Origin of the sequence: Komagataeibacter sp. FNDCF1, assembly GCF_021295335.1 — a bacterium.
Taxonomy (GTDB): Bacteria; Pseudomonadota; Alphaproteobacteria; order Acetobacterales; family Acetobacteraceae; genus Komagataeibacter.
Genome location: NZ_JAIWOT010000001.1, coordinates 1,196,363 through 1,222,678, shown reverse-complemented (window position 1 = coordinate 1,222,678; position 26,316 = coordinate 1,196,363). Strand labels below are relative to the sequence as shown.

General features: G+C 60.3%; 33 protein-coding genes and 2 tRNA genes. 16 read left to right on the top strand and 19 right to left on the bottom strand.

What is annotated here, in order from left to right; all coding sequences use genetic code 11:
• Window positions 1–487 precede the first annotated feature (487 nt).
• Window positions 488–793, bottom strand: coding sequence for an Arc family DNA-binding protein (locus tag LDL32_RS05775; RefSeq protein WP_193732323.1), 306 nt, complete (start codon window positions 791–793; stop codon window positions 488–490).
• 99 nt (window positions 794–892) lie between these two features.
• Here LDL32_RS05775 and LDL32_RS18000 point away from each other — a divergent pair, with 99 nt between their 5' ends.
• Genes LDL32_RS18000 through LDL32_RS05765 form a run of 3 tightly spaced genes read left to right on the top strand, consistent with a single transcriptional unit; the run spans window position 893 to window position 2,382 of the window.
• On the top strand, window positions 893–1,072 hold the full coding sequence (locus LDL32_RS18000) for an Arc family DNA-binding protein (protein ID WP_370636646.1): 180 nt from the start codon (window positions 893–895) through the stop codon (window positions 1,070–1,072).
• Between the two features lie 24 nt (window positions 1,073–1,096).
• Window positions 1,097–1,885 carry a Rha family transcriptional regulator gene (locus LDL32_RS05770; protein ID WP_233065096.1) on the top strand — a complete coding sequence of 263 codons (789 nt, stop codon included), beginning with the start codon at window positions 1,097–1,099 and terminating at the stop codon, window positions 1,883–1,885.
• Window positions 1,882–2,382, top strand: coding sequence for a hypothetical protein (locus tag LDL32_RS05765; RefSeq protein WP_233065094.1), 501 nt, complete (start codon window positions 1,882–1,884; stop codon window positions 2,380–2,382). The genes LDL32_RS05770 and LDL32_RS05765 overlap by 4 nt, the downstream gene beginning before the upstream one ends.
• 49 nt (window positions 2,383–2,431) lie before the next feature.
• Here LDL32_RS05765 and LDL32_RS05760 read toward each other — a convergent pair whose 3' ends face one another.
• Window positions 2,432–2,731 carry a HigA family addiction module antitoxin gene (locus LDL32_RS05760; protein ID WP_370636644.1) on the bottom strand — a complete coding sequence of 100 codons (300 nt, stop codon included), beginning with the start codon at window positions 2,729–2,731 and terminating at the stop codon, window positions 2,432–2,434.
• A 79-nt stretch (window positions 2,732–2,810) separates the two neighbouring features.
• Here LDL32_RS05760 and LDL32_RS05755 point away from each other — a divergent pair, with 79 nt between their 5' ends.
• The 8 genes from LDL32_RS05755 to LDL32_RS05720 all read left to right on the top strand — a co-directional run bounded on the left by LDL32_RS05755 (window position 2,811) and on the right by LDL32_RS05720 (window position 5,625).
• Entirely contained in the window at window positions 2,811–3,104 is a 294-nt protein-coding gene (locus LDL32_RS05755; protein WP_233065092.1) for a hypothetical protein, read from the top strand.
• Window positions 3,104–3,478, top strand: a complete 375-nt coding sequence (locus LDL32_RS05750; RefSeq protein ID WP_233065090.1) for an MICOS complex subunit MIC60 — start codon at window positions 3,104–3,106, stop codon at window positions 3,476–3,478. The genes LDL32_RS05755 and LDL32_RS05750 overlap by 1 nt, the downstream gene beginning before the upstream one ends.
• A complete protein-coding gene (locus tag LDL32_RS05745; RefSeq protein WP_233065089.1) occupies window positions 3,478–3,900 on the top strand; it encodes a cell wall hydrolase in 423 nt (140 codons plus the stop codon). Before LDL32_RS05750 ends, LDL32_RS05745 begins: the two co-directional genes overlap by 1 nt.
• Entirely contained in the window at window positions 3,897–4,247 is a 351-nt protein-coding gene (locus LDL32_RS05740; protein WP_233065087.1) for a hypothetical protein, read from the top strand. The genes LDL32_RS05745 and LDL32_RS05740 overlap by 4 nt, the downstream gene beginning before the upstream one ends.
• Window positions 4,234–4,497 carry a hypothetical protein gene (locus LDL32_RS05735; RefSeq protein WP_233065085.1) on the top strand — a complete coding sequence of 88 codons (264 nt, stop codon included), beginning with the start codon at window positions 4,234–4,236 and terminating at the stop codon, window positions 4,495–4,497. Before LDL32_RS05740 ends, LDL32_RS05735 begins: the two co-directional genes overlap by 14 nt.
• Window positions 4,498–4,506: 9 nt before the next feature.
• Complete coding sequence (locus LDL32_RS05730) at window positions 4,507–4,869, top strand: hypothetical protein (protein WP_233065083.1); 363 nt, start codon at window positions 4,507–4,509, stop codon at window positions 4,867–4,869.
• 1 nt (window position 4,870) lies between these two features.
• Window positions 4,871–5,071, top strand: a complete 201-nt coding sequence (locus tag LDL32_RS05725; protein ID WP_233065082.1) for a hypothetical protein — start codon at window positions 4,871–4,873, stop codon at window positions 5,069–5,071.
• Between the two features lie 278 nt (window positions 5,072–5,349).
• Entirely contained in the window at window positions 5,350–5,625 is a 276-nt protein-coding gene (locus LDL32_RS05720) for a hypothetical protein (RefSeq protein ID WP_233065080.1), read from the top strand.
• A 482-nt stretch (window positions 5,626–6,107) separates the two neighbouring features.
• Here LDL32_RS05720 and LDL32_RS05715 read toward each other — a convergent pair whose 3' ends face one another.
• Entirely contained in the window at window positions 6,108–6,440 is a 333-nt protein-coding gene (locus LDL32_RS05715; protein WP_233065078.1) for a type II toxin-antitoxin system HicB family antitoxin, read from the bottom strand.
• Window positions 6,437–6,691 carry a type II toxin-antitoxin system HicA family toxin gene (locus LDL32_RS05710; protein WP_193732309.1) on the bottom strand — a complete coding sequence of 85 codons (255 nt, stop codon included), beginning with the start codon at window positions 6,689–6,691 and terminating at the stop codon, window positions 6,437–6,439. Before LDL32_RS05710 ends, LDL32_RS05715 begins: the two co-directional genes overlap by 4 nt.
• Before the next feature lie 532 nt (window positions 6,692–7,223).
• Here LDL32_RS05710 and LDL32_RS05705 point away from each other — a divergent pair.
• On the top strand, window positions 7,224–7,601 hold the full coding sequence (locus LDL32_RS05705) for a hypothetical protein (RefSeq protein ID WP_233065076.1): 378 nt from the start codon (window positions 7,224–7,226) through the stop codon (window positions 7,599–7,601).
• A 599-nt stretch (window positions 7,602–8,200) separates the two neighbouring features.
• On the opposite strand, the gene LDL32_RS05700 is transcribed toward LDL32_RS05705, so the two are convergent.
• The 5 genes from LDL32_RS05700 to LDL32_RS05680 all read right to left on the bottom strand — a co-directional run bounded on the left by LDL32_RS05700 (window position 8,201) and on the right by LDL32_RS05680 (window position 11,752).
• Window positions 8,201–8,440 (bottom strand): hypothetical protein, encoded by a 240-nt coding sequence (locus LDL32_RS05700; RefSeq protein WP_233065075.1) that lies wholly within the window; start codon window positions 8,438–8,440, stop codon window positions 8,201–8,203.
• Between the two features lie 139 nt (window positions 8,441–8,579).
• The gene (locus tag LDL32_RS05695; protein ID WP_233065073.1) at window positions 8,580–8,741 is read right to left on the bottom strand and encodes a hypothetical protein; all 162 of its coding nucleotides are present in this window, start codon (window positions 8,739–8,741) and stop codon (window positions 8,580–8,582) included.
• A gap of 759 nt (window positions 8,742–9,500) precedes the next feature.
• Entirely contained in the window at window positions 9,501–9,686 is a 186-nt protein-coding gene (locus tag LDL32_RS05690; RefSeq protein WP_233065071.1) for a hypothetical protein, read from the bottom strand.
• 291 nt (window positions 9,687–9,977) lie between these two features.
• Window positions 9,978–10,418, bottom strand: coding sequence for a hypothetical protein (locus tag LDL32_RS05685; protein ID WP_233065069.1), 441 nt, complete (start codon window positions 10,416–10,418; stop codon window positions 9,978–9,980).
• Between the two features lie 176 nt (window positions 10,419–10,594).
• A complete protein-coding gene (locus tag LDL32_RS05680; RefSeq protein WP_233065067.1) occupies window positions 10,595–11,752 on the bottom strand; it encodes a lytic transglycosylase domain-containing protein in 1,158 nt (385 codons plus the stop codon).
• A 154-nt stretch (window positions 11,753–11,906) separates the two neighbouring features.
• Here LDL32_RS05680 and LDL32_RS05675 point away from each other — a divergent pair, with 154 nt between their 5' ends.
• Together LDL32_RS05675 and LDL32_RS05670 are read left to right on the top strand one after the other, a co-directional pair.
• Window positions 11,907–13,280, top strand: coding sequence for an O-antigen ligase (locus LDL32_RS05675; protein WP_233068725.1), 1,374 nt, complete (start codon window positions 11,907–11,909; stop codon window positions 13,278–13,280).
• A gap of 197 nt (window positions 13,281–13,477) precedes the next feature.
• Window positions 13,478–14,851, top strand: coding sequence for a lipopolysaccharide biosynthesis protein (locus tag LDL32_RS05670; protein ID WP_233065065.1), 1,374 nt, complete (start codon window positions 13,478–13,480; stop codon window positions 14,849–14,851).
• A 246-nt stretch (window positions 14,852–15,097) separates the two neighbouring features.
• Here the strand turns inward: LDL32_RS05670 and LDL32_RS05665 are convergent, their stop codons facing one another.
• On the bottom strand, window positions 15,098–17,257 hold the full coding sequence (locus LDL32_RS05665) for a TonB-dependent receptor domain-containing protein (protein ID WP_233065063.1): 2,160 nt from the start codon (window positions 17,255–17,257) through the stop codon (window positions 15,098–15,100).
• Between the two features lie 65 nt (window positions 17,258–17,322).
• Window positions 17,323–17,787: a DUF2946 domain-containing protein gene (locus LDL32_RS05660; protein WP_233065061.1), complete on the bottom strand. Its 465-nt coding sequence runs from the start codon at window positions 17,785–17,787 to the stop codon at window positions 17,323–17,325.
• A 119-nt stretch (window positions 17,788–17,906) separates the two neighbouring features.
• On the opposite strand from LDL32_RS05660, the gene LDL32_RS05655 reads away from it, so the two are divergent.
• On the top strand, window positions 17,907–18,815 hold the full coding sequence (locus LDL32_RS05655) for an energy transducer TonB (RefSeq protein WP_233065060.1): 909 nt from the start codon (window positions 17,907–17,909) through the stop codon (window positions 18,813–18,815).
• A gap of 210 nt (window positions 18,816–19,025) precedes the next feature.
• On the opposite strand, the gene LDL32_RS05650 is transcribed toward LDL32_RS05655, so the two are convergent.
• From LDL32_RS05650 to LDL32_RS05620, 7 genes are all read right to left on the bottom strand, one after another.
• Window positions 19,026–20,378, bottom strand: coding sequence for an LTA synthase family protein (locus tag LDL32_RS05650; protein ID WP_233065058.1), 1,353 nt, complete (start codon window positions 20,376–20,378; stop codon window positions 19,026–19,028).
• Between the two features lie 304 nt (window positions 20,379–20,682).
• Entirely contained in the window at window positions 20,683–21,519 is an 837-nt protein-coding gene (locus tag LDL32_RS05645; RefSeq protein WP_048856220.1) for an IS5 family transposase, read from the bottom strand.
• Window positions 21,520–22,192: 673 nt separating this feature from the next.
• A tRNA-Arg gene (locus LDL32_RS05640) sits at window positions 22,193–22,269 on the bottom strand.
• A gap of 26 nt (window positions 22,270–22,295) precedes the next feature.
• Window positions 22,296–22,601 carry an ETC complex I subunit gene (locus LDL32_RS05635; RefSeq protein ID WP_233065056.1) on the bottom strand — a complete coding sequence of 102 codons (306 nt, stop codon included), beginning with the start codon at window positions 22,599–22,601 and terminating at the stop codon, window positions 22,296–22,298.
• A 21-nt stretch (window positions 22,602–22,622) separates the two neighbouring features.
• A tRNA-Pro gene (locus tag LDL32_RS05630) sits at window positions 22,623–22,699 on the bottom strand.
• Window positions 22,700–22,845: 146 nt separating this feature from the next.
• On the bottom strand, window positions 22,846–23,328 hold the full coding sequence (gene gpt / locus LDL32_RS05625; RefSeq protein WP_233065054.1) for a xanthine phosphoribosyltransferase: 483 nt from the start codon (window positions 23,326–23,328) through the stop codon (window positions 22,846–22,848).
• Window positions 23,328–23,693 (bottom strand): tRNA-binding protein, encoded by a 366-nt coding sequence (locus LDL32_RS05620; protein ID WP_233065053.1) that lies wholly within the window; start codon window positions 23,691–23,693, stop codon window positions 23,328–23,330. Before LDL32_RS05620 ends, gpt begins: the two co-directional genes overlap by 1 nt.
• Before the next feature lie 107 nt (window positions 23,694–23,800).
• Here LDL32_RS05620 and LDL32_RS05615 point away from each other — a divergent pair, with 107 nt between their 5' ends.
• Window positions 23,801–25,069, top strand: a complete 1,269-nt coding sequence (locus LDL32_RS05615) for an MFS transporter (protein ID WP_233065051.1) — start codon at window positions 23,801–23,803, stop codon at window positions 25,067–25,069.
• On the opposite strand, the gene LDL32_RS05610 is transcribed toward LDL32_RS05615, so the two are convergent.
• Complete coding sequence (locus tag LDL32_RS05610) at window positions 25,066–26,289, bottom strand: cation:proton antiporter (protein ID WP_233065049.1); 1,224 nt, start codon at window positions 26,287–26,289, stop codon at window positions 25,066–25,068. The two genes, LDL32_RS05615 and LDL32_RS05610, sit on opposite strands and share 4 nt — an antisense overlap.
• Window positions 26,290–26,316 lie beyond the last annotated feature (27 nt).

Sequence of the window (26,316 nt, the reverse complement as noted above, 5' to 3'; positions counted from 1 at the left end):
GGTGGTAGCATGATATTTTTATGTAGAAACCCTTGACAATCATATTTTAGGTATTGCCGCGGTGCATTTGTATTATGCATCGAATCGGAGCAATGTTCCCTAGAATTTAAAATCTGCTATTTTATTCATGGTTTAGTCCTCTCAATGCGGCCATTTGGCCGCACTATCCGATGCACGTTGGATAGTGTTTAGGCTGCATCGTATTGCTTTAACTAAAGCGAGATCAGTCTCCGTTTAGAAACATCTTCAGACCACAGTCGCATCGTTTGCTTCGTTAAGTGATTATAGCATGAAATGAGGCGGGTATTGTGGCGAAGAAGATGCCTGGATGATGGAGCGCGAAATTGATCGCGTGGGAAACGGGGGCACTTCAGGATATGGAAGTCTAGTCCCTTAGAGGGTATTTTCTCCCATACAGGGATGAAGGAATTTTTGAATTATCCATGCAATTTTCAGTCCCCACCTATAAACAGATTGTAATATAAAATTATTCTTTCAGTATTCCCTTTTCTTTCAGAATACTTACTCTAGTTAATCCAATAACTACATGCAGAACTGCCTCGCGGTGGGGGCTATCCATTTTTCGCCAAAGTTCGATCAATGAAGATTCGTCTTGGCTTAATTTATCCGGACTGATTTCTGATAGTGGTCCATTGATGGGCAGGGATTGTTCAAGGCGTTGTATGATCTCTGCGTTCATGGAATGCGAGCGCGCGTCGGCAGCCGCTTTTAAACGGTCCAAAAGTTCCCTCGGCATACGCAGGGTTATGGGCACGCGGCGCTCATCAGTCATGCAAAATACTAACCACAATGGTTGCATTTTTTCAATTGACACCAAAATGGTTGCTCTGTCATATGATGGATGAAACCAATATGGTTGCGCGAGGGGTAAATGACAGAAACAGCAAGCATAACATTTCGAATGGAGCGAACGCTTCTGCACTATCTACGGGGGCGGGCGGCGAAGAATGATCGGAGCATTAACAAGGAATTTTTGAGCATCGTCCGCACTCTTGCGGAAACAGAAAAGGCGTCGGATCAGCCTGGCAGCACATCCGACGCCTCTGAATGACCACCTACAATGAAAGTCACTCGTATGAGCACTCTTAACATATCTCTATCCCCCACTTCCATCGAAAACGCGATTACCATGTCGAGCCGGGAAATTGCAGACCTGACTGGAAAACGCCACGACAACGTGGTTCGTGACATCGAAAAAATGCTTAAAGACGTAGAAATCGACCGCCTCAAATTTGAGGGCGTTTATGTCGATGCGAAGGGAGAACAGCGCAAATGCTACAATCTCCCCCGCGACCTGACCTACAACCTCATCCTTGGCTACCGCGCCGATCTTCGCCTGAAGGTAGTCCGCCGCTGGATGGAACTTGAAGCCCAGCAGGCCCCGGCACTCCCCAAGACCTACGCCGAAGCCCTTCTCGAAGCCGGTCGCCTGGCGCAGGAGCGAGACAAGCTGGCCGAGGAAAAGAAGGCGCTGGAACCCAAGGTGGCAGCCCTCGACAAACTGGCATCCCTCGAAGGCGTCCATAACCTGCGTTCCGCGGCCCAGCAGTGCGGGTGGCCGGAGCGGAAGTTCATCAACCGGCTGATCGAACTCGGCTGGCTCTATATCCACAGCGTCACGGGCCGCAAGTGCGCCTATGCCGACAAGATCAAGGCGGGTCTGATGGAGTCCAAGAACGTCGAGGTCAAGCGGAGCGGGTATGTCGAAGGCGTGGGCCAGCCGATGATTACGCAGAAGGGGCTGGCGAAGATTAGGACGATCATCGGTGACGTGCCGGGCGATGACACCACGCTGCCCGCTGAGCTGGCCCGGAAGGCCACCCCGCGCCCTTTCGCGCATCGCTCCGGAGCAACACCAACGTGAGCGGGGCCATACAGCTTGGCGGCAAGCTGATCCTGTTTGATGCGAATGACTGCCACCTTGCGCCGGGCAGCGAGGCCGTGATTGTCAACGAAAAGGGCAAAATCGTCGTGGCCCGGCTGGAACCCACGGCGGAATGGGAACGCCTGGCCCGCTCGCGCACCGGGCTGGTCCGGGCCGTCAACCCGCTTGGGGAGCAGGTCCTGATCGGGGTGAAGGTGCTGGGGCGGTATATACGGACGGAAGACGTGGGACAGGCGGTCGATCTCGCGCCGCAGAAGCCCGACTTCTTTGAAGATGCGCAGCCCCTGACTTCTACCGAGGTCGCCGGTGAACTGGGCAAGGCGCTGGCCGTCTGCACCCGCATCTACCACCACCCAGACAAGGCCGATACCGACAACTGCGAGCGCAGCCTGCGGGCTGCCGCGCACGGCATCATGCAAATGTGGAATGACGTGCAGCGGATCAAGCAGGAGCGCACCCGGCAGTTAGGCCGGTAGGCGCCACGTTCCCTCCCTGCCTGTGCGGGGAGGGGACGCAACCAGACTACTATGCTGCGACAAGGGGCCGCACATGCAGGTCGGCCTCATGCGTGCGGGCCTGCGCCATGTCCCATGCCACCTGCATGCGCATCAGGGTATCGGCCTTCACGCCAAACGCCTTTTCAAACCGGATCGCCATATCGGCGGACAGGTGGGCGCGACCATTCAGCAGGGCGCTCAGCGCCTGCCGGGACACCCCGAAGTGTTCGGCCAGATCCTTGATCTTCAGGCCATGGGGCTCAACCAGTTCGGTCCTGATCCAGTCGCCTACGTTTACGGCGAGGGACGCGTGCATCTTAAGTGCCATGATAGTCCTCCATATCTCCACACCGTACTAACAAACCACCCATACCCCGAAATCCTGATCATTCAGTTTCGGGGACGGCATGCGCTTCTCTCACCTTCTGGCAGCCGCCAGCCTTCTTGTCACGGTGCAGGCGCATGCCGCACCCGCGTCTCCCATGGACCACGGCCTGTTTGACTTCGGTGCGCAGACGCCGGGATCTCAGGGTATAGGCGTTCCGCTTTCCACCACATACGCCATGCTTCCCGCGTCGGGACAGATCGGCGTTCCTTCCTTCTGTTCTGACTGCCGGATCGGCAGCGGAAGCGCTGGCGTACTGGTGCTCTGGAACGGCAGCGCCTGGACTGGTGTGTCCGGTGAGGCGGTATCTCACTGATGACCGATCCCCGATATGCCACGGTCGAGGAAGTCGCCGTGGTGCGTGAGCGCGTGGCCCGGGTCGAAGGTGTGCAGGACAACCTGCGCGACGATATGAAGCACCAGAACGCGCTTCTGATGCAGGCGGTCAACGACAATGCTGCCGAAACCCGCCGCGAAATGAACGATCGTTTCAGCGCCCTGCAGGAAAAGCAGGACAATCGAGACAACGATCTGTCATCGCGCCTTGGCCGGATCGAGGAACGGGAAGCGGCCCGTGACAAGCGGATGATGTTCTGGGCCGTCCTGATTACCGGCCTGCTGGGCTGGGGGCAGATAGGTGATGCCGCGTGGCGGGGTGTCTGCCACGTCTGGCATGGGGTGTTTGGCTGATGATGGACGCCACCGCCATAGATGCCGCCGCCCACACCGCATGGGGCGAGGCGAGGGGGGAGGGCCAGTGCGGCATGCAGGCGGTCCTCAATGTAATCGGCAACCGCGCGGCACACCCCGGCTGGTGGGGGACGGATATTACATCCGTCTGCCTGGCACCCTGGCAGTTCTCTTGCTGGAACGCGGGCGACCCTAACGCCGCCAAGCTGGCCAGCCTGAACCCGTCTGACCCGCAATACCGGCTGGCGCACGAACTGGCTCTGCAACTGGTCGCCCGCACGCTGGTGGACCTGACGGACGGGGCCGACAGCTATTACCGACACGGCAGCCCGGCCCCGATGTGGGCACTGCCCCGGTTTTTTATCAAGACAATCGGCCATCATGACTTCTACCGGATCGGCCTGCATGGAGATGGCGCATGAATACCGCGGCAAAATTCGGCGGCCTCGGAGCTGTCATTGGCATGATGCTGGAATACGTGCCTGTTCAGTATGACCTGTACGTGGCCCTGTTCATCATCGCCTGCGGGGCCGCCACGGCAATGATCCCGCCGCCGCACGCGGGCAGCAGGTGGGCCGTGGCCTATCAGGTCATGACCACCATCGGCCTGAACATCGGCTGGGCAGAAAACCACTTCAAGCCGGGACAGTCCGGCGTGCGCGTGCCGGTGGCGGACAAGCCGGCCGCCAAGCAGGCCGTGGCGGCAGCAGGCATCCCTGTCCTGAACAAGAAGGGCAAACCGGAGCTGGCGGCCAATGGGAACGCCTAACCCCATCCGGCGGCCGGGCCGGTTCGACCCCGGCCTGTATCCGACGCGACGGGACACCCAGCGCATGATCGCCACCAGCGCGCCGGGCATGGATACGGCTGGCAATCTGATCGTGACCATTGGTACGGCACCTGCATCGTCCACTGCCGCCGGTACGCCCGGCACCATCATCTTCGCATCCAGCGGCATCTACGTCTGCACGGCAGAGAACACGTGGGCCGCCTACACGCCAGCTGTGCTCTGGCCATAAGGAACCGACATGACCAAACGATCCCGTCTGGCGGCCTGTGCTGCCATCTTCTCGCTGGCCTCCCTCGGCGCCTGTGCATCCGATAAGCAGGTGAACCTGCAGAAGGCTGCATACGACACCATGAGCGCCTACCATGTGGCGGCCACCGGTGCCGAAGCCTATCTGGCCAGCGGCAACGTGAATGCCACCATCAAGGCCGAGATCAAGACGGCCGCCGCGGCCGCTCTGACCCCGCTCACCACGCTGGACAGTGCCGTCACGTCAGGCAGCAGCCTGACAACCACCACCGTTTCCACCGCCGAAAGCGCGCTGGCCGGCCTGCAGTCCGCGCTGGTCGATGCCCAGACCGGCACCACCACGGAGAGCAACTGACATGGATGCAGCAGAACTGAGCGCCATCGTAAGCGGTGCCACCACCGTCATCGGCCTGATCGAGAAATACGGGCCCGAGGCCTGGACCACCATCGTGCAGGCGGTCGAACAGACCAAAAGCAGCACTGGTCCGACCGTAGCCGACATCGAGGCGATCTACGCCAAGTGCAAGGCCGACAACGCGGCCATCCAGGCATCGTGAACTTCTACACCGGATTGGCTCTCGGCTTCGTGCTGGGGGCAGCCTGCGCGGTGGGTTATCTGCTCATCGCGTTCGCGCGCGACTGCTGGCAGCGGGGGCGGATGGAATGATCTGGGTGGCGCTCGGCATCATCGGGGCGCAGTCCGCGCTGGGCTGGGTGATCTACTTTGTAGAGCGCCGCGACCACCAGCGCTATGTACGCGATAACCTTGGGACGCCAGCGCCATGATCTGGCGTTGGCTGCACCGGCTGTTCTGTTTACGGAGAGAGCGTCAGAAATGAGCGATTATCCGATAGTCGTTGTGATGTGGCTTGATAGCGGGCAGCCTGAGGCCGCTTGGCAATGGGCAGATGAAATTCTCAAGCCTGCCCCAATCGTCTGCCAGACGGTAGGCCATCTGATCCATGATACATCAGCAGGTATCGTAGTTGCTCTCAGCATTGGGGACGCCACAAGCGAGCGTCCCCAAGCCAATGGCGTTATGCATATACCGCGTTCAGCGATACAGCAGCTTACTTCTTTGGCCCCTTGTGAGCAGGTTCGTGACGCATGACAGAGGCTGCCAGCGTCTTGGCCTGTGCAGGTGTTGCGCGCCCTGTATTCAGGACATTTGCGGCAACTGTTTTCACGCGGGAAGAAGTATTGGGGGAAACCGGTCCACGACCGGCAGGCTTATGAGCCGCCATATTGGGGCCTCCAGTTTTAATATAAGCCGCCCTTGACCCTACTTCTTGTACGGGCCATATGACCCGTGCTACACAAGAGAGCATTCCGCAGGCGGCCTAAACGCTTGCGGAGCAGAGAGGGGCAGGACCGCGAATCCTAGCCCCTTTCTTTTTGTCTAAAATCTGAATAGCCGTACCTTCAAAATATTGGAAGGGGCAAAGCACTACATATGGTGTGCATTAGGGATCTTAGACACAAGATGCACACATTCTGTGTCAAAAACCAAAACGGCAGGAACCCGAAGGCCCTGCCGTTTGCTTCACTGGCGAACCAGCACCAGTAATTTATGATCTGATCGCTGGGTGAACCTTACTGCTCCACCAGCTCCAGCGCATCCTGGACAAGCCGGTTCAGGCTCACGCCACGGGCGGCCGCGATTTCAGCAGCGCGGGCATGGACATCCGGTGACAGGCGAACCTGGAACTTGCCGGAATAGCGTTTTGTGGGCTCGATTCCCTTTTCCTCGCACATCTTCAGAAACACGCGGAGCGAGGTCTCGCCTTCCTTGCGCAGTCCCTCCACGCTGTCGGCATAGAAGTCCGCCCCGCCATTCAGGCCAAGGAATTCGCCCCGGAACATGCCGATTTCCGGATCAAACTGGATGACGGCCCGGTGGCCGCCAATTTCCATAACGTTGTTCATGGCGTAACTCCGTTCTGCTCCAGCCATTTCCGTACCGATGCCACCGCACCCTTGTCCGTATCCGGTTTGGGGTGAGGGCGGTGAAAGACCCTGATTTCCCCGAACAGTACGACGCCAATGCGCGAGCCTTCGCGTTCCGACACCTCGGCGCCAAGCGAGACGAACAGGGCTTCAATGTCGCTCCATGCGACGTTGCCAGAGACAGGCCGTTTGAAGATCAGTTCGAGGGTACGGCGGTGCTTGGCTTTCATGCAGGAATGATACTGATATGAGGTATCACTTTCAACAAAAAACATGCCAAGCAATGACCAAGAGCCACCCGCAATCTGGCAGGTGATCAGCATCGATTGCTGTGCCGCTTTTTGTGCCGACATGCTGTGCGGAAAGGCAGGAATAGGGCGTTGCATGCGGAATATGAACGCACATCAATGCATTGATAATAAATGATTTTCGAATTTTATTGGAGAGTGGCGGAGATTTTCAAGACCGCTGCCTTCAACCGCTCGGCCACCTCTCCATAGGGTCTGTTTAGCTAGGTATTCCGCCGCCGTCTAGATGTTACCACGCACAAAAACCGCTGTCTTTACGGGGTTTCTGTATCGACTTTTGTCCCGATATGCAGCGCCCGGCTCACTTTGGCTTCGAGCCGGGTGCGGGCAGTGGCATGTGGGTTACCTGTCCATCGTATTTACGCAGGACTGCTGGTGGCAGGGGCGGATGAAATGATCTGGGTGGCGTTTGGCGTTACCGGGGTGCAATCCGCTGTGGCGTGGGTCACGGAACATGCAGATCATCGGCGTTATAGGCGTGACAGCCTGGACCGCCCGTGGGCGGATGCTTCTGGCAATTGAAGGGTGGGCCCTCCGGACCCTGATCCATCGGCCTTTAATCACCCCCGTGGGCAGAGGCATCATTGATGTGCCCGTGCCAGAAGCGTCTGTCGTGTTGTCAGTCAATCCCGATGGCAGTTACGACGCATTGAACGGCAGCGAAGGAAACAGATTTCGGTTTATCGTAACGTGTTGTGATGCCCCATTTTCCGATTTCACAGGCCAGGATGTGCCTGAGAATCAGCAAAAGGATGTTCCCGCGATGTTGGATGAAACTCCCGTTGCCCGTCCTGGCCGGGTTATCGCGCATGCAGTCCTGCATATCGGCTGAAAGGATGAAAACAGGCTGTCATGTTCTGACGCCTGTCACCATGCAGTAGCCGCGCCAATACTTCTGCCATTGGCACGATGCTGGTTGCGGTGCCCATTGTTTGATGGAGGAAGGTAATGTTTACAGCGGTCTTTCCAGCTGTTCCCGCGCGAGCGCACGGAAATGCGTTTGCTCGGCAGGCGTGGCATCATCGCCGGCTGATCCGGACGGGCACTTCATAACCGTAATCCGGCTGCTCCACGGTCTGTTCGGATAATGCAGCCTGAATATTTTTTCCGCCAGGCGTTCCACGTCTTCTGTGCTGTAGGGCATGGGCGACCTTGGCTGGGGAGGCCAGCCTCCTTGTCGGAAGTGGCCATAAAGGGCGGACGGTTGCGTATTCCGCCCATAATATACCGCGTATCATTTTCTGCAATTCCGGGTTGCCCTGCAGCATCCGTGCTGGCTCATCCGCCCTTGGGGGCGGGCGATGCAGGTTCCGTGTGGTGGGCCGGAGCGTATTTGCGATAATATATTGACAGGATTGTGGGCTGCCACCTTTTGAAATACGGCGGCAGCCTGTCGCGTAAAGCCTCCTGATATTTCGGGATGGAAAATCATTACAGATCGGGATGGACCTGTTGTGCGGAGGCGACCAGGCACCACAGGGTCGGCATGCCGTCATCATGCTTGAATGCGTGCTCGGGGGGGAGGGGATGTCCCTTGAAGGCAACGGTTTCGTGGCCACATGTCTGGCATTTGTAAATACCGGATTCAGGCGCAAGCTTGCGTGGATGTAAATTATCCATCAATGCAAGGTCATTGTAATGTGGCAGATGGCGCTTATCAATGCAGGCCATGTGTATCCTCCCTTTTGCGCTATCGTGGCATGACCCGGAACGGGCCGATATTCACAAAAAAGGTATTTTTATGAAAAAACCCTTACAATAAATATTTTTATACCATCTTTATGCGAACAGTCCCTGCCAGCACGCTGTATCAGTGATCGATATGGGGGCCACGGCTCCAGTGCTGCTGCGGGTTATGATCCCGGTTTTCCTGCTCGTGCCAGTAGAGCGGGTGATTCCGGTCGGTATGATGGCACCCGGCCATGGTCAGGGCCAGCATGGTGGCGGCAAAGAGTCTGGTCGGATATCGCATGTGGGCCTCCCGTGGGTGCAGCCACAACGCAGGGCGGAGGCAGGCGTTGTGGCGATGCCTGTCCGGAGTGAAAAATTCGCGGTAACGGCCTTTCCTGCAACGGCTGTTCCCTATCGCCAGGCGCCGTTCTGGACCATGCAATGGGCATAAAAATTGCGTCGTGATCCCTGGCTTACCCCTACGGTCGCGGATTGCGAGGAAACGTTTCCCAGCCCCTGGGCTGCGCATTTTGCGTCTATGTTGTGATATTCGCTGCTGTTTTCGTCAATAATGAGTGTATAGCCGCCTATATGGCCCATTTCTGTATTGATGTGCGTATGGGAATGGGGGTGTGTCGTTACGGTCATACGATGTGTCCGGGCCCCTGCCGGTATGCTGGCGGTAAAGGCGCCCAGCATGCAGGTAAACAGGAGCAGGGTCGTTCTGGGCATGGCCAGTCTTCCTTGAATATCAATATCACGCCCACAGGCAACGGACGTTGCAGGCTGTATGGCGTGGACTGCCCAAAGGCTATTTCTGGTCGAAAATGGTCGATTCCCGCAGGGCATGATGGGCGTTGCTTATGGTGGGATAGCTCACGACAACTGCCGCCAGCAGCGCCAGCCCCAGGAAAACGATCTTTTTCATCATGCCTCCACTATTTTGAATGAGAGGCGATATTAAAAACGGCCGCGTATCGGAAACATGTCCGACAGCTAACAATTTGTGTCAGCCGGATGATAAATTATTTAGGAATTGCAGGGACTAACAGCGGGCAGGCTACCAGCCCATGTCCCCCGGTCCACCCCATCCGCCACCCAGGCTGCCCCAGCCGCCCTGCGGGCCGCCGTTGCCATGGTCGTATGTCGCGCGCGCATTACGGTCCATGCGCGGATCATGATCGGCACAGGCATCCAGACCAAACACGATGGCAAGGGCAAGGAAAAGGGCAGGGAACGGGCGCATGCGGTCCTCGATTGAGGAATGACCGGGCCGCTCATCAGTCCGGTCATCAGGTCCCGAGCCTACAAATGTCGGACGGAAAAGGAAAGCCCGGCAGGGGCGGGCTTTCCTTCCGTGTGGTCATAGAAGGAAGATAAGCGCGGTTGCCGCGGCAAAGGCGGCAGCGATGATGGCAGGTCCCGTGATATCCCAGTTTCCCAGGCGCCCTTCACGGTATGCACCCGCAAGATTCAGGCGTCGCATTGTATTGTGCATGAACATTTTACCCTCCATGCAGGCGTGGATGAACAGCCTTTACCAGAAGGCCAGAGACAGCCAGAGCACCAGGGTCAGAAGAACCATGCCGATTCCGACAAGATCCATTGCCCTGATGGCTGAAGACCGCTCAGGTCCGCCAGATGTGCGATAACGTGTTCCCATAGTTGTCATGGCAACCTCCTGCCCGGCATGAAAGGTCGGCCGGACCCCCCAGATATGGGAGGGGCGCAGGCAGGCAACAGGATGGGAAGGAAGAAAAAAGCGATTTCCCACCCATTTTTCGATCACGAACCCGGCATTGTCACAGGTGGGGCTGCCACAATCCCGGCCCCATGAATCAGGGGCCACCTGGCCCGCCCATGCCGCCTGGGCCACCGCCACCGGGTCCGCCCGGTCCACCCATTGCGCCACCATATCCGCCGCCTGCCGGACCGCCACCGTATCCACCCCCGCCCGGCCCCCCATCCGGTCCGCCATGTCCATGCGGCGGCGGCCCCATGCAGGCCGCCAGGCCGGCTAGCAGGGACAGGGCCGCAAGGATTCGTACGGGTTTTTGCATGCTTATCGCTCCGGTCTGTAACGGGTACATCGGAACAAGCGGGAACAGGGTGGGAAGGTTGCGAAAAAACATGTCACGCGATCCCGCCACACAGTCAGGTATGGGCGGGTACGGCAAGGCAGGCCATGGCATGGGCATGCAGGGTCTGGCACGCTTGTGACGCGGTAGCCGCGCCAAGGCCGAGCAGGCGCGCGCGGTAAAGGACCCCCGTTCCGGTTGCAACCGGCATGACCACCGCCGCCAGCGGCTGTTGCGCAACGCCAAGCAGCGCGCGTGTCGTATCCAGTGCGTGCCGGGCTTCGGCATTGGTGGAAAACGCGCCAACCTGTAATGCCCAGCTCCCGGCATCGGGAACGGTGTACCGCACGGCCTGGACAACGGCAGGGGAGGGCGCCATATCCGCAACCGTGGCAGGCACGGCCCCGTCGGGCAGCACGGCATCACGTGCCGTGCCCGGTCCGGTGCCTGCGGATGCGGTTTGCGGCATACCGTCTCCCGCGCCGTCATGGGGCGTATCCCGGTCCATCAGGCATGGTGCACCCGGATCATAGGCGGCATCGGCATCGCGCAGGCACCCGTCCGCCGTACGGGACAGGGGCGTGGGGACGGCAGGCGGCACATAGGCGGTATTCCCCTCCGTCGCATCCGTCCGGGCCAGCATCATGGCCCCCATGGACGGTTGGCCTGCATGCCCTGTGGGCTGGTCGGCGCCCAGGCCGGGGGTAATGGCCGCGACATATGCGATGGTCTCGGCGGGGAGCGGTTCACCGTTCAGGCGCCATGCCTGGACCCGGTCGGGGCCGGCATTATAGGCGGCCAGAAAATCCGGTGAGCCGAAACGGTCATACATCTGGCGGATATAGGCGGTGCCGGCCATGATATTGTCATGCGGTTCGTAACCATCGCTTCCCAGCGCGTACTGCGCCTGCATGTCGGCATAGGTTTCGGGCATCAGTTGCATAAGCCCCATTGCACCGGCGTCCGATGTTGTCAGTTGCCCATCCAGATACTGCCTGCCACCTGATTCCTGCTGCATGACCGCACGGATCCACGGAGACGGAACCGCAAAGCGGGTGGCGGCTTCCTGTATGTAAGGCCCCCAGGGGTCATCCGGCGTGCCGGGCGCCGTGTAGATGCGTGGCTGTCCCGCCACTGTCGGGCCGCGGATGGTGGCCGTGGGTGCAGCCGTACAGGCGGTAAGAACGAGCCCCAGCACCGCTATGGCCACTAGTCCCGCCCTGTGATCTAGCATCGCCGCACGTTCCGTCATCCTGCTGTGGGGCCGGACCCGCGCCATGGGCGCAGGTCGGCGGTCCGGGTGGTCACGATCTGCTTCAGTATAAGCGGACCGGCGGGATGAGGCCGAGAGAATTCGCGTTCCCATACAGCAGCGCGATACAGATTTGATGAAAAGGGGCGCAGGGGTTGCCAACCCGGCAGGATCGCTGGCAGGACAGGCGCCGCGCGCACGGGTGGCGGACCCGTCCTGTCGCGGGTGGGAGACGGGACTGATGCAGCGCGTTGAGCGATGGATGCTACGGATTGCGACCGGCCTGGTGCTGCCCATGCCGCTGCTGCTGCTCTATGCGCTGGCACCGGCGGAAATCGTGGTGACGGCGGTGGCCATCCTGTTCATGGCCCATAGCGTACTGTGCCGCCACTGGTGCTGGCTCCGGCAGGCATGGGTGGCGGTGGCGGCCATGCTGTGGGGTGACATCATGCTGTGTTCCGGCCTTGCGCAAGGCGGGCATGCCCTTCTGCAGTCGATGGGCTTCGGGCGGTATTTCCTGTTTGTCGCGGCATTGCAGGTATGGGTCCTGCCGTCGCCTGCCGTGCGGCTGGCGCTGGCGCGGGCTTATGGCCTGGTTGCGCTGTGGCTGGTTGCAGGGTGCTGGCAGCAGTATCTGTGCGGACGTAATTTCATGGGTTATGGCAGGTGGGAGGACGGCGCGCTGCTGGGGCCATTATGGGCCCCGCGCGCGGGGCACGCGCTGGTCATGACGGCGCTGCCGGGCCTGTTCCCCCGGTTTGTCGCGCTGTCCGGCCACGTGGGGGGGCGCGGGCGGCTGCTGGCCGCCTCCATGCTGCTGGGGCTGGTGGTGACCATGGTGCTGGTAGCCCAGCGCATGCCCCTGCTGCAGATGCTGGCCGCCATGGCGGTGGTCGGCATGCTGGTGCCACGGCTGCGTGCCGCCGTGCTGGCGGTGGGGGTGCTGGGGGCAGGATGCGTTGCACTGTCCCCGCTGCTGGCCCCGCAGGCCTATGCCAAGCTGGTCGTGAATTTCATGGCCCATATGCATGACTTTGCCGACAGCCCGTACGGCATGCTGTTCATCCGCGCGGGGGTCATGATCGCGCACCATCCATGGTCCGGGCTGGGGTTCGATGGCTTCCGCCATGCCTGCCCCGATCCGGCCTATTTCCATGGCCTGCCATGGCTGGGTATTGCCGAGGGAGCGCATGGAGGGGCCGTGGGCTGCAACCTGCATCCGCACAACTTCTACCTGCTTATGGGCACGATGGGGGGACTGCCCGCAATGGGTCTGTTTGCCGCCCTGGCCGCATGCTGCCTGTTGCCCGTGTGGCGGGGGCTGGTGGCGGCGCGCGAGCCGCAGCGGCTGATGCTGGGGGTGACGGCGGCGCTGGTTTTCTGGCCGGTCCAGTCCAATAGTTCATTGCTCACCCAGCCGACGGCGGGGTGGATGCTCATGGCCATCGGCTGGGCGCTGGCGGCGTCGCCAGTTGCATCTCAGTTGCAATACATGCATGGCAGGGACTAGCCCCGGCAGCCGGAGCGCATTAAAGTGACCCATGTGGGGCGCGGCGTCCTTGATGCCGGACGCCGTGGGCCGCGTCTGTCGGGTCCGGCCCGCATCCGTCTTCAGCAAGGGAGCCTGCGCCATCGTTTTCGCCTGTTGTTTTGAGGAAACGCGTCCGGGTCCGGCCTGTGCGTGGGTTTTTGTACGTGTGACAGCCCATGTCCACTGATGAACGGGATGCGCTAAAGCGTATCTTTGGCAATACCGGCTTCCTGATCGCCGGGCGCGCGACCAATGCGATCTGCAGTTTCGTGTATGTGGCATGGGCCGTGCGGGCGCTGGGACTGCAGCAGTTCGGCGTGCTCATGCTGGTCACCACGTTCGGGGCCGCGGTGTCTTCCGCCACGCATCTGCTGTCATGGCAGCCGCTGCTGCATTATGGGACCGACCCGTTCACCAATGGCAGGCGGGCCGAATTCTCGCGCGTGCTGGCGTTCTGCATCCGGGCCGATTACCTGAGCGGTGGCGTGGGCTGGCTGGTCGGCACGGTGGGGGTGGTGCTGTTTGGCACCTACATGGGCTGGCCCGCGGCGGACCAGGGGGCGGCGATGCTGTACATGCTGACCATCGCGTTCATGAACACAAGCTGGTCGGCCGGGGTGTTCCGGCTGTGCAATTCCTTCTGGCTGACCATGCTGACCGACCTGTCGGGCGCGCTGGTGCGCACGGTCGGTTCGGGTATCGGTTTTTTTCACCATTTCGGGCTGGACTATTACCTTCTGGTCTGGAGCATGACCCAGCTTGTCATGTTCATCAGCAGTACCGCACTGGGCTGCATGCTTGTACGGCGTTCTGGTGGCACGTCGGGTTTCAGCCTGTTTGCCCGGCTGCGTCCGGGCGATGCGCCGGGCATATGGCGCTTTACGCTCTCGACCAGTTGCAACCACCTTCTGGGTTCGGTCTTCAACCAGTTTGGCACGCTGCTGGTGGGGGGCGTGCTGGGACCGGCTGATGCCGCCGTCTACCGTGTTTCCCGCCAGATTGGCGAGGGGATTGCCAAGCCCGCCCAGCTCATGATGCCCGCGTTGTACCCCGAACTGATCCGCCTGCGCGAAAAACAGGACTGGTATGGCATCAAGCGCGTCGTGCTCAAGCTCTTCCTCATGATCGGGGGGTTCTCCATCGTGCTGATGGGTGTTGCGATGGCGCTGGGCAACATCCTGCTGACATGGATGCTGCACGTGCACTGGCATGGCGGGCGTTCCCTGATCATGCTCATGCTGGGCAGTGCGATACTGGGGCTGGGCGTCGTGCCGCTGGAGCCGCTGCTGACAGTGATCGGTCAGGTTTCGCAGGTGCTCAGGGGGCGCATCATCGTCACCCTGACCTACCTGCCGCTGGTCTATGGTATGACCATGGCGTGGCATCTGGAGGGGGCAGCCGCGGCGGCGGACGTGGCCGCACTGATCATGCTGTGCATCTGCCTGCGGCCGGTGGTGGCCTGGTTCCGGCGCGTGGCCCCGGGCCGCAGGCCGGTTCATGATGATGCGGCGCCCGTGGTCGTGCCCGGCTCCACGGGTGCGGAGCCGTAGTCCATTTTTCTCCACCGCCTGAAAAATGATAAAAGTTTCCGGGGGCCGCCTTTTTTCAAAAAGGCGGCGTCTCAGGACACTTTTTGAAAAAAGCTTCCTTTATGGTTTGCGGCCCGTCCTGCGGGCCGCTTTTTTGCAGTCGTCCAGAGCAGATCCAGTTTGAATGGGTACATTCAAACTGGTGAAGATGCTCCATAAACAATGAGTTGGAGCAATTCCACTGAGCCAGAGTTCAGTGGAAGTGCTCTAGAAATTGGCCGTCAGGCTGACATTGAACGACCGGCCCATGCCGGGCAGGGCGCGCAGGGTGCCGGTGGCGGCATCATCCGCCAGTGACCAGCCACCCAGCGGCAGTTCGTATTTCTGGTTCAGCACGTTGTCGATGCTGGCATCCAGCGTCACGTAACGCCAGTGGTACTGTCCGCCAAGGCCAAGCAGCGCATAGCCGGGGGTACGGGGTTCATTGCGCACCCAGTCCACCGTGTCCTTGGCCTTTACGAAGGTCATCTCCACCCGGCCGGTCCAGTTCTTCCATGTCTCATGCACGGCAACACTGCCGTTGGTGGGCATCTGGTGGTACAGCCCCGCGCCATTGGTCAGGTCCTGCCCGCGCACCCAGCTTATATTTGCCACGATCTCGCCCCGGCCGAAATGGGGAGTGTTCCACAACCTGTAGTTGCCCGACCCGTTTATACCATAGCTCTGCGCGTTATGGTTGACGAAGCCCAGCGTGTAGAAGCCGTTGCTGGCGGCGGCCAGCCGCTGCGCGTTCACGTAGTTATGGGTGTAGGTGTAATAGGGCTGGATCTTCAGGTCCCACCTGTCGCCATCAGGGTCATGCCAGTCAGCGGTGATGGAGGCGGTATTGGCGACCTCGGGCTTCAGGTCGGGGTTGCCCACGTAGCCGTTCCCGTCGCCAAACCAGTTGATCATGCTGCTGACCATGGCGGACTGGCCCCAGGCATACCGCTCATACAGGTTGGGGGAACGGGTCTTGCGTGCGTAGCCGCCCTCGATCGACAGGTCACGCCGGGGCTTCCAGCGCACCAGGGCCGTCACATCGAAGTTCACGTCCGTACGGCCCCGGTCGGTGGCGTTGAAGGCATTGGCTGCGGCAATGTTGGCGTTGCTCATCATGGACGGAGTGGATGAGTAACCTGATACCGGCCCCGTATTCATCATGACCAGGTCATTGCGGAAGCCCAGCAGGGTGGAGACGCGCGGGGTCCATGCCGCTTCCCATTCCACAAAATGGCCCAGCCGGTCACGGTGGCCGTTATTGATGCTGTGATAGGTATCCGGCCCCATCATCATGCTGCCCGCAACCGGGGGCCACCAGTCATTCAGGCCGGAATGGTCGAACGAACTGCCCAGCCGCAGGGTCTGCCCTTCCGCCAGTGTCACCGTGGCCTTCAGGCTGTAGCCTGCCATGCGGGCATTGGTGTTCATGGGCATGTGGGTGGTCTTGAGCCGGTCTGGCAGGAAGTCCATGGCATGGTCCTCGCGCTGCCAGTAGCCGCGCGCTTCCAGTTCACCCCAGTCGAACGTGCCGAGATACTTGCCGTTCACATAAGTGGAACGGTTGTTGGTCATGTCCATGTACTGGTTGGCAAAGCCTTCATGCGGTGTGTCCTGCTGGCCGAAGGTCAGGGCAAGGAGGTGGTTGTCCTTGTGCACGCCGAATGTCACGGCATGGTTGTAGGTCAGGTAACCGGTCGAGCGGACCACGCCACCATCGCCGCCGGCATTGTAGTCGCCCGCCTGTGCGTAGGAGGCATTGTAGCGCAGGCTGAACATGTCATTGGCCACCGTCAGGCTGCCCGACGCGCCATAGCCGCCACCATTGCTGCGATAGGTGCCGGTAACGTGCCCGGTGACCAGTATCCTGCCGTGTTTTGCAAATTGCGGGTCGCGGCGTTCCACATCCACGGTGCCGCCGGTGCTGTCGCCGCCCATGCTGACCGGTGTGATCCCGGCAATGGCGGTGGCAGTATCAACGCTGTCCGGGTCGATGAAGGACAGGGCGGGATTCATGTGGTTGGGACAGCCCGAGGCAATGCGCACGCCATCGACCACGGTGGCAACGCGGTCATCGGCCATGCCGTTGAGCACGGGGAGGGATGCAAGCCCGCCAGCGGCATAGGTGCTGACCCCCGGCTGGTCACGAAACAGGCTGGCCGTGTCGGGACTGCTGAGGCTGGCGGCCCGGCGCGCAATGGACGAAGGGCTACTGGCGGAAAGTGGGCGTTCGCCCATCGGGGTGTCCTCTGCCGTGTCCTCGATGGACAGGCCGGGCAGGGTCACGGTGGTTTCGGCACGGGCGGCAGGTGGCTGCAGACAGCTGGCCAGCAGCCACCCGCCCGCCACCACAGCCAGTGGCGCGGGCGTTTTCTTTATAAAAGTCACTTTTCATGTCCTGAACAGGGGACGGAACACGCACGCCCCGCAGGGCATGCGACAGCGCATGAGGTTCAGGAAATGGAAGGTGGCCCGCGTGAAGGTGGCAGCCCCAGCGGGGCGGAGGGCGGGGCACGGGGCTGGCGCGGCTCATGGCGTGCCTGTGCCCAGGCCATGGGGGGCAGGGGCATGAACGGCACGATGGCCAGCGCCAGGGCAGGCAGGTGCAGGAGCGGACAGAGCGGGCAGCCTTCACCGTGGTCGTGGCCTGCATGGGGCATGGCCGCATGCAGGTGGCTGGTCATCCGCTTCATCGTGGCATGATGGGCCGGATCCATGGCGGGCATGGAGGCCGTATGCGTGACCGGGGGAGCGATATCGATTCCCGTCAGCCGCATGATGGTGCTCCGGGGCAGTTCCCCCGGCAGGCTGCGGCTTTCGATCAGCAACTGCCCCCACAGCCCCATGCACGCGCACAGCACCATGACCCAGCGGATCACAGGCATGTCCTGCATGAAGGGGTGGCGGGCGTGGCCCATATTGAACTGATACTTTCCGGTTGTAAGATAGGGCTGTAACAGATGTGTGTTGTCAGGGGTGCGTCCGTTTTTGTCAAATGACAAGATAACCGGCCCCATGGGCCAGAATGGATGAAACCGTGACGCAACAGCACGACAGGATGGCAGGCAGGCTGCTTGCGCCCCACCCGCCCGTGCGGCGGCGGGGCACGGCCCGCGTGGTGGCGGGATGGACCGTGCTGCTGGCCGTGCTGGGGCACGGGATGATTGCCGCATGGCTTCTGCCGGCCCATACGGCGGTGCGGGAGCCGCCGGGTGAAAAAAACACCATCCAGGTTCTTTTTGACCGTCCGGGGGTTGCACCGCCGCCCGAACCGGCTACGCCACAGCCACAGCCACAGCCACAGCCACAGCCACAGCCACAGCCACAGCCACAGCCACAGCCACAGCCACAGCCACAGCCACAGCCACAGCCACAGCCACAGCCACAGCCACAGCCACAGCCACAGCCACAGCCACAGCCACAGCCACAGCCACAGCCACAGCCACAGCCACAGCCACAGCCACAGCCACAGCCACAGCCACAGCACACTGCCCCGCGCCCGCCTACGCAGGCGGCAAAAGACCTGTCCGTTCCCCTTCCGGCGTCAACACAGCCCCATGTCCGGTCCGTGCAACAGACCCGGCCCTCCCCGGCCGCACAGACGCCGCATGGTGGTGGCGCACCGGCACCCATGGCAACAGGCGGCGCAGCGGTGCGGGCCGCGCCGTCTGCCGGTGCCGGATCATCTACCATCTTGCACTGCACGCCCCCAGCCTGGCGCTACCCCCCCATGGCCCGGCACATGCATGAGGAGGGCAATGCGCTGGTTGACCTGACGCTGGGCGCGCAGGGAGAGGTACGGCAGGTCAGCCTGCACGATGGTACAGGCTATGATGACCTCGACAGCACGGCTCTGGCCGCCGCACGGAACGTAAGGTGTACCGGCAGTGGCGGCACACTGGACGGCAGGCATGTCCTGCTACCCGTCACGTTCCACCTGCGCTGAAGCCTGTTCCGGCCCCGCAACGGGGGGAATACAGGGCGGGCCCGCAGGGGCCCGGTCCGCCACGCGGGGGCACGGGATGGCGCCTTGTCCTGCAGGCCGGGCGAGGTCATTGACCGGCCTGCCTCGGCATCGATGCAATGGTAAAACGGGACGCAGGCATGGGGCCGGTGCGTCCCGTGCCTGTCAGCCCCGGGGCGTAAAGGTAAACCGCTAACCGCCGTATGACTGTATGCTTTCAATAATGGTCTGCTGATCCTTTGAAAGATTTGCAGGCGTTACCACGTCTTTATAGGTGGTGTAGTATTCCAGTCCCAGGGCGGACAGATGGTCAAAATCTGAATGACAGACCGTGTCAAACAGGGAGCAGCCCAGGAATGTTGTCGTGGCTTTCTGTATTCCCAGCAGGTCCATGATGGTTGGCGCGATATCAAGGCTGTTCTTGCCATCCGCATCAAGATGCAGTTCACCTGTTGAATTCTTCTTGTAGATAATAAGAGGGACCTGATCTACAAAGTACTTACTTTTTATACCAAAAGTATCAACAAATTTCTGTTCCGGATATGTGGCATGGTCGGCGGTGAATATCAGTATCGTATCATCGGAAATGGGGCTGTCATTGAAACGACGCAGGAATTCACCAAACTGTCGATCCATGTTGTAGAATTTGTTCAGGTAGCTGTTCTGACCGTCCTTGTACCTGAATTCCGGGCTGTCCAGCCCGACATGTGTGCCGACGGTATAGACCCCGTAATAGAAAGGCTTGTCCTTTTGATGGAGCGCCTGGATATTTTTCCACAACAGCTTGTATGAATCGCCATCTGTCAGATCATTATTGGTAAACCATTTGACAAGCATGCCCGGCGGCACGGGCCATTTCGTCCGTTCGTTCGCGTCTACATCTTCCATGGTGAACAACTGGTTGAAATCCATTGTATCCATCATCTGGGACAGGTTGTCGTTGATGGAACAGGGTAACTGGAAAAATGCATCATATCCATTTTCCCTTAATATTTCTGGTATGGTTGCAATGCTTTTTCCAGATTTCATTTTCTTCAGTATTTCTTCGTGGGAAATCTGGCCCAGTCCCATGCTTTTTTCAGTATATCCGCCCGTCATCTGGTAAAATGACGCATTCTGCCCGCGTAGTCCCCGGAATGTCGCAGCGGTGTGATTGAAAAAACCTGTATAATACAGGGAATCATGCATCATCCCCCATATGTTGGGTGTCAGTTCGGGAGATATGACCGCCAGGGACGTTCCTTCGGTAAATATTACAATAACATTGTAATGTTTTCTTTTTATGGGATTATTATTACCATCTGAATAATAAATGGTGTCATGCTGAAGTTTTGAAACTTCCCGCTTTCCCGTATAAATCAGGTTCCATACAAATATTTCTTCTTTTGCTATGGAAACCACCGGCTTGCCAAATTCATAACAGGCTGAATGTTTTACACCAAGCAGAATGGGTAATGACAGGACAAGTCCGTATAGCTTTAGGCCGGATTTTGATAAAAATACAAAAGCGATGGAACAGATTTCTATCAACGCCGACTTGATCATGTTCAGGCTGCCTATGACTGTAGGATGCCCAAGATTTTCAAGGGTAAGGGGAGACAGTACATTCCCCGATACGGCAATTGAAGAAAGCTGAACGGACAGTATGAAGCCGTATAATAACCGGACAACATTTCTGGTTACCGTAAAGGATGAACTAGGTAACGAGCAGAGCAAAGTGACAAGAATGAATTCACAGGAATATATCGCTGCCTCTGTATATTTATGGTTCCCCAGGCAGATGACTAGAATCATTGATAGCGTGATTATGGTAAATTCTACTCGTCTTAGAGCCCGATCCGAAAGTTTTTCAACCCTGACAATGCCTTGCTGTCCGTCGTGTGAGCATTCGGATTGAGGCGATCAATGTCCATGCGGTTGAGGAAGCAATGGATTGTTCCCAATCTTTGGCGAGCCGCCTGCATCGTCCCAGCCATGCGAATGTCCGTTCCACCACCCAGCGACGCGGCAGGATCTGAAAACCCTTCACCGTATCGGACCGCCTGATGATTTCGAGGGTCCATTTTCCCATGGAGGCGAGCGCGGATCGCAATTTGTCGCCAGCATAGCCGCCATCAGCGAAGATGTGGCGCAGCCAGGGAAAGCGCCTGCGTATCGCTGCCAGAACATCAACGGCCCCATCACGGTCCTGGATATCAGCGGCATGAACGAGGAGAAAGATCAGGAAGCCGCAGGTATCCGTCACGATATGGCGCTTGCGGCCCTTGACCTTCTTCCCCGCGTCATAGCCCGAAATCCCGCCGCTTTCCGTGGTTTTCACCGACTGGCTGTCAATCACGCCCGCGCTCGGAGAGGCGTCACGTCCCTCGATCTCGCGCAGGCTCATGACCAGCACCGTATTCATGACCTCGAACACTCCGGCATCACGCCAGGCGTAAAAATAGCGCCTGATGGTCGAGACCGGCGGAAAGCATTTCGGCAGCAGACGCCACGCACACCCGGCCGAGGCTATGTAGAGCATCGCATTGACCACCTCGCGCATATCCGTCGTGCGCGGACGACCGCCCCGTTTCGCCGGGGGCACAAATGGCATGATCAAAGTCCACTCCCCGTCCGTCATGTCCGATGGATATCGCAATCTTTCCCGGCTATACTCGCGCCGGGCAATACCAGTCCATGTCACCATTCACTCCATCTCTCTGCAAAGACGGATGAATCACAACAGGCTGGTATTGTTCAAAAACTTTCGGATCGGGCTCTTAACTTAGCCATATTAGTCAGAAACATTGCGTAAGGGTCCAGTAATCCAGGCAGGAAAAAAGAGGGCAGGTTTCAACTGTTTGAATGAATCAGGGTATCATGCACCCATGAACAGACAGGTGGACCGGCCATAATACCGCAGAATTTCAAAATGATATGTATTGTATTGTTACATTTTGTGTGCTGTGCCGAAACTGTACCTCTGCCTGTAAAAAATGTTCCTCGATACACGCGCCGTATGGACAATATATTTACGGAGTGACCGGTTCCGGACCCTGCAGTACCATCACGGGGCAGGGATATCATGCCTGATCCAGCCCGGTCGGTATCGGGCAACCATCACGACGGTGCTGGCACCGGTCCTGCTGTTCCCATCAATGGGTTGTCTTGCAGGCATTCACAGGCATCCCCCGCCCGGCAGATGCCCCGGACGTGAACAAGCCATTGCAGAAACAGTATCAGGAGCGGGAGATCGGCTAGCGGTCTTGACCGCTGCGACAGATGGCCAGCCGGGATAATGGGATGTTGTTATGAACCATGGCGCACGGCAGACCACCCGCACACCGTGCAGACCTTCAGGTCGATGGCCCATTGAAAAATGGCGCGCCCTGCTGGATTCGAACCAGCGACCCACAGCTTAGAAGGCTGTTGCTCTATCCAACTGAGCTAAGGGCGCGGGGCTTTGCTTGTGCCAGATCGGGCCTAGTGCGTCCAGTTCTGGATACGGTCATAACGGAAATTATCGGCATAGGCCTTGGGGCGACGGATGCGCGGGGCCGGAATCTCGATATCGAAGGCAATGCCGTTCTGCGTGGCATAAGCCACGGCGCTGTCCTGATCGGGAAACTGCAGGCGAAGCTGTGACGGGGTATCCGCGCTGCCGGTCCAGCCCATCAGGGCATCGACATGGCGGGGACGACTCTGTCCATAATCCAGTACCCATGTATGGGTCATGGCCTGGCCTGACTGGCCAGCGGGTTTTGACTGCCTGTAAATCCGGGCTCGCATTACCATCCGTCTCCCTGGATATGGTCGGGGCGCCCGGACTCGAACCGGGGGCCTCGTGTACCCAAAACACGCGCGCTACCAGGCTGCGCCACGCCCCGCGACCACGAGCGGGAACCTATGTGGCAACTGCTGTTCTGGCAAGCACATTCTTGCAAAAAAAATACCGCGATCATGGGACCCGCGGCAAGCAGGCCGGACAGGGGCGGCGAACAACACGTCGTGTAGGGAGGGGCGGCCCGCCGGGTCAGGCCTTGGCCACGGGTTTGCTGGCCAGGGGGGGAATGAACAGTGGCGCCGTATCCCACGGGAACAGGACCCACGTATCCTGCGGCACTTCCACCACGAACATGTCCGTGACGGGGCGGCCCGAGGGCTTGGCATAAAGACACGCGAACACGGCCTTGGGCAGGAGCCTGCGCACAAGCTGGGCTGTCACACCCGAATCCACCAGGTCATCAATGATCAGGAAGCCCTCGCCATCGCCCGCGGCATCGGCGTTCTTGAGCACGCTGGGCTCGCCCATCCTTTCCTCGTCATAGGTCACGACGGAAATGGTGTCGATCAGGCGGCAGTCCAGTTCACGCGCGATGATTGCGGCGGGGATCATGCCGCCACGCGTTATGGCCACGATTCCCCTGAAGGGGCCACGCGTCATCAGCGTGCTGGCCAGCTGGCGGGCATCGCGGTGAAGCTGGTCCCAGGTTACGGTTGCGTAGCTTGTAGCCATCAGAAAAGTCTTCCTCCATCGGGAACGCGGGCATCGGGGCGGATCAGGACGGCCTCGCCATTACTGTCGGGCATGCCCAGTGTCAGCACTTCGCTACGGAAGGAACCGACCTGGCGTGGCGGCACATTGATCACCGCACAGATCTGGCGACCCACCAGCCGCGCGGGCACATAACGGTGATTGACCTGCACCACCGATGACCGGACCCCGATATGGGGGCCGAAATCGATGGCCAGCCGGAAGGTGTGCGGCGTTGTCTCACGCAGGGGGTGCGCATCCACGACCGTACCGGCCCGGATATCAAGCCAGTCTGCGGTCTTCCCTTGCGCACCGGGCACGGCGGCATGCTCTACAGGGTCTGTCATTCAATCGCTTTTGCCCGTGTTGGGGCGGATTTGCAAACGGGGGAGCACACTTTTTCAGGCACTGGAGCGTAGGATATTCCCCATTCCTGCTGCTAGGGTGGGGCATCATGTCCACATCCCTCCCTCCGGCTCCGGCGCAAGGCGTCGATCCTTCCCCTCCGCCAGCACCACTGCACCGCCATCCCGGCCTGGTCGCCTTTCTGGGTGCGCGTACCGCGTCCTCCTTTTCCGCGTGCGTGCAGGCCGTGGCGGTGGGGTGGCAGATCTATGCGCTGACCCACAGCACCATGGCGCTGGCGCTGGTGGGGCTGGCGCAGTTCCTGCCCATGGCGGGGCTTTTGCTGCCCGCGGGGCATGCGGCGGATCATTTCAACCGCCGGCGGATCGTGGTGACGTGCCAGGGTATCGAGGCGCTTTCGGCCCTGCTCATGGCCGCTGGTGCCTTTGGCGGGTGGACCGCGCCGTGGATGATCTATGCCATGGTCATGGTGTTTGGCGCCGCCCGCGCATTCGAGATGCCCTGCCAGCAGACCTTCCTGCCATCGCTCGTACCTGCGCATGTGTTCCCGCGCGCGGCGGCCGTGTCATCTTCCCTGTTCCAGGCGGCGGCGGTGACGGGGCCATCGCTGGGTGGCCTGCTGTACGGCGCCGGGGCAGGGGTGTGCTACCTGGTCTGCGCCATGGGGTTCGCATGTGCATGCGTGAGCACGCTGCGCATCCGGCTTGTCTTTGCCCCCCGGCCAAGGGTGCCCCTGTCGGTTGCGACATTCGTCGAGGTCATGCACTTCCTGCGCGCCCGGCCCGACATGCTGGGGGCCATCTCGCTTGACCTGTTTGCCGTGCTGCTGGGTGGGGCTACCGCCATGCTGCCGGTCTATGCCAGCGACATCCTGCACGCGGGGCCGCTGGGGCTGGGGCTTCTGCGGGCGGCACCGGCCATCGGGGCGGTGCTGTGCTCTGTCATGCTGGTGTGGAAGCCGCTCAACCATCGGGCGGGCAGGCGGATGTTCCTGTCGGTTGCGATATTCGGGGTGGCGACGCTGGTATTCGCCCTGTCGCGCTCCATGGCGGTATCCATCATCGCGCTGGCGGTGCTGGGGGCGGCGGATGTGGTGAGCGTGGTGGTCCGCAGCGCGCTGGTGCAGTTGCGCACGCCCGACAGCATGCGTGGGCGTGTCTCGGCGGTCAACATGCTGTTCATCGGCTCATCCAACCAGTTGGGTGAGTTCGAGAGTGGCACGGTAGCCAGCCTGATCGGCCCCGTCGCGGCGGTGGCGCTGGGGGGCGTTGGCACGCTGCTGATCACGGCCGCCTGGATCCGGATGTTCCCCACCCTGTGGCGTCTTGACCGGCTGGATGACATCACCCCCGATTAGGCAGGCCGCGACGCGTCCGCGCGTGGGGCGAACAGGCGGAACAGCGGGCCGGTCAGCGCGGTGGAGATCACGGCCAGCACCATGAGGGAGGCGAACGCGAAATCCGACAGCATGCCCTGTGCGTGCAGGATGGTGGCGGCCACGATTTCCATCAGCCCCTTGCACTGCAGCAGGGTGCCGATGCCCAGCGCCTGCCGCCGTGTCAGTCCCGGTGCTGGCGGAAAGGCATAGACCGAGCCCATTTTTGCCAGCACGGAAATGACTACCAGCATGAGCGACGCCACGACCGAGGGCCATGTCAGCGCATCGCCATTGATGTGCAGCCCGCTATGGCCAAAGAACATGGGGGCCAGCCAGATCAGGGAAAAGCGTCCCACCTGTTCCACCGGCAGCCGCGCCACCCAGCGCGGCGGCATGAGTGCCCCGGCAAAATAGGCCCCGATCAGTTCATGCAGTCCCAACTGCATGCTGGCCCAGGAGCCCGCGGCCAGATAGACCGGCACCGCCAGCCATATGACGGCAAGCGGCGGCCGGGGCATGTTGCGCGTGGCCCAGTTGCCAATGAACGCAAGGGCGGCCAGCAGGGCCACGGCCACGCCTTCCAGCCCGGTCCAGCCATGCAGGGCGGCCGGCCCGCGGGCGGCGAACTGCAGCATGACCAGGCCGATCCACAGCGCCGCGTCATCCACTACCGCAAGCTTGAGTGCGATCTGGCCGATGGAACGCTGGCAGGGGGGCAGTTCACGCACGATGCCGATCAGGACCGGCAGCGCGCTGACCGCGATGCACAGCCCGATGGCCATCGCCCCGATCAGCGGGCCGACATGGGGCGGCTGCCAGCCATGCAGCGGCAGGAAGAAAAAATAGACCAGGACAGACCCGACCATGAACGGCCCCCCCAGTGCCACCAGCGCGCCGCCCAGCAGCCGCCCCAGCGACGGGGCGGGAATGGTATGGGCGGTATCGCGGACCTCTGGCGGCTGCCACATTTCCAACCCGGCGGTAAAGGCCAGCACCAGCACGGCCAGCCAGCCGATATTGTCACCATAAACGGAAGGAAGGCCGAACTGTTGTACGGGCGCATGCAGCACGGCCAGCACGATGCCAAGCAGGATCGGCAGGACGACAATCGGTATTGCCCGGTGCAGCAGCCGCCACAGCCCCCATGGAAAAAGAACAAAGAGGGCAGCATCAAGAACAAGTGCTGTAATGTCCGACAATATCCATCCTTTCCGATGTTAAAAATA

Excerpts from the sequence above, each read along its gene's own strand:
- LDL32_RS18000 (WP_370636646.1), top strand. The coding sequence starts at position 893 with ATGACAGAAACAGCAAGCATAACATTTCGAATGGAGCGAACGCTTCTG.
- LDL32_RS05720 (WP_233065080.1), top strand. The coding sequence starts at position 5,350 with ATGAGCGATTATCCGATAGTCGTTGTGATGTGGCTTGATAGCGGGCAG.
- LDL32_RS05760 (WP_370636644.1), bottom strand. The coding sequence starts at position 2,731 with ATGGCACTTAAGATGCACGCGTCCCTCGCCGTAAACGTAGGCGACTGG.
- LDL32_RS05660 (WP_233065061.1), bottom strand. The coding sequence starts at position 17,787 with ATGGGCCACGCCCGCCACCCCTTCATGCAGGACATGCCTGTGATCCGC.
- LDL32_RS05680 (WP_233065067.1), bottom strand. The coding sequence starts at position 11,752 with ATGCTAGATCACAGGGCGGGACTAGTGGCCATAGCGGTGCTGGGGCTC.
- LDL32_RS05650 (WP_233065058.1), bottom strand. The coding sequence starts at position 20,378 with ATGATCAAGTCGGCGTTGATAGAAATCTGTTCCATCGCTTTTGTATTT.
- LDL32_RS05685 (WP_233065069.1), bottom strand. The coding sequence starts at position 10,418 with ATGGCGGACCGGATGGGGGGCCGGGCGGGGGTGGATACGGTGGCGGTC.
- LDL32_RS05670 (WP_233065065.1), top strand. The coding sequence starts at position 13,478 with ATGTCCACTGATGAACGGGATGCGCTAAAGCGTATCTTTGGCAATACC.
- LDL32_RS05755 (WP_233065092.1), top strand. The coding sequence starts at position 2,811 with ATGCGCTTCTCTCACCTTCTGGCAGCCGCCAGCCTTCTTGTCACGGTG.
- LDL32_RS05705 (WP_233065076.1), top strand. The coding sequence starts at position 7,224 with ATGCAGATCATCGGCGTTATAGGCGTGACAGCCTGGACCGCCCGTGGG.
- LDL32_RS05715 (WP_233065078.1), bottom strand. The coding sequence starts at position 6,440 with ATGAACAACGTTATGGAAATTGGCGGCCACCGGGCCGTCATCCAGTTT.
- LDL32_RS05645 (WP_048856220.1), bottom strand. The coding sequence starts at position 21,519 with ATGGTGACATGGACTGGTATTGCCCGGCGCGAGTATAGCCGGGAAAGA.
- LDL32_RS05695 (WP_233065073.1), bottom strand. The coding sequence starts at position 8,741 with ATGCGATATCCGACCAGACTCTTTGCCGCCACCATGCTGGCCCTGACC.
- LDL32_RS05620 (WP_233065053.1), bottom strand. The coding sequence starts at position 23,693 with ATGACAGACCCTGTAGAGCATGCCGCCGTGCCCGGTGCGCAAGGGAAG.
- LDL32_RS05675 (WP_233068725.1), top strand. The coding sequence starts at position 11,907 with ATGAAAAGGGGCGCAGGGGTTGCCAACCCGGCAGGATCGCTGGCAGGA.
- LDL32_RS05710 (WP_193732309.1), bottom strand. The coding sequence starts at position 6,691 with ATGAAAGCCAAGCACCGCCGTACCCTCGAACTGATCTTCAAACGGCCT.
- LDL32_RS05635 (WP_233065056.1), bottom strand. The coding sequence starts at position 22,601 with ATGCGAGCCCGGATTTACAGGCAGTCAAAACCCGCTGGCCAGTCAGGC.
- LDL32_RS05735 (WP_233065085.1), top strand. The coding sequence starts at position 4,234 with ATGGGAACGCCTAACCCCATCCGGCGGCCGGGCCGGTTCGACCCCGGC.
- LDL32_RS05730 (WP_233065083.1), top strand. The coding sequence starts at position 4,507 with ATGACCAAACGATCCCGTCTGGCGGCCTGTGCTGCCATCTTCTCGCTG.
- LDL32_RS05745 (WP_233065089.1), top strand. The coding sequence starts at position 3,478 with ATGATGGACGCCACCGCCATAGATGCCGCCGCCCACACCGCATGGGGC.
- LDL32_RS05700 (WP_233065075.1), bottom strand. The coding sequence starts at position 8,440 with ATGGCCTGCATTGATAAGCGCCATCTGCCACATTACAATGACCTTGCA.
- LDL32_RS05750 (WP_233065090.1), top strand. The coding sequence starts at position 3,104 with ATGACCGATCCCCGATATGCCACGGTCGAGGAAGTCGCCGTGGTGCGT.
- LDL32_RS05775 (WP_193732323.1), bottom strand. The coding sequence starts at position 793 with ATGACTGATGAGCGCCGCGTGCCCATAACCCTGCGTATGCCGAGGGAA.
- LDL32_RS05770 (WP_233065096.1), top strand. The coding sequence starts at position 1,097 with ATGAGCACTCTTAACATATCTCTATCCCCCACTTCCATCGAAAACGCG.
- LDL32_RS05615 (WP_233065051.1), top strand. The coding sequence starts at position 23,801 with ATGTCCACATCCCTCCCTCCGGCTCCGGCGCAAGGCGTCGATCCTTCC.
- LDL32_RS05740 (WP_233065087.1), top strand. The coding sequence starts at position 3,897 with ATGAATACCGCGGCAAAATTCGGCGGCCTCGGAGCTGTCATTGGCATG.
- gpt (WP_233065054.1), bottom strand. The coding sequence starts at position 23,328 with ATGGCTACAAGCTACGCAACCGTAACCTGGGACCAGCTTCACCGCGAT.
- LDL32_RS05690 (WP_233065071.1), bottom strand. The coding sequence starts at position 9,686 with ATGCGCCCGTTCCCTGCCCTTTTCCTTGCCCTTGCCATCGTGTTTGGT.
- LDL32_RS05725 (WP_233065082.1), top strand. The coding sequence starts at position 4,871 with ATGGATGCAGCAGAACTGAGCGCCATCGTAAGCGGTGCCACCACCGTC.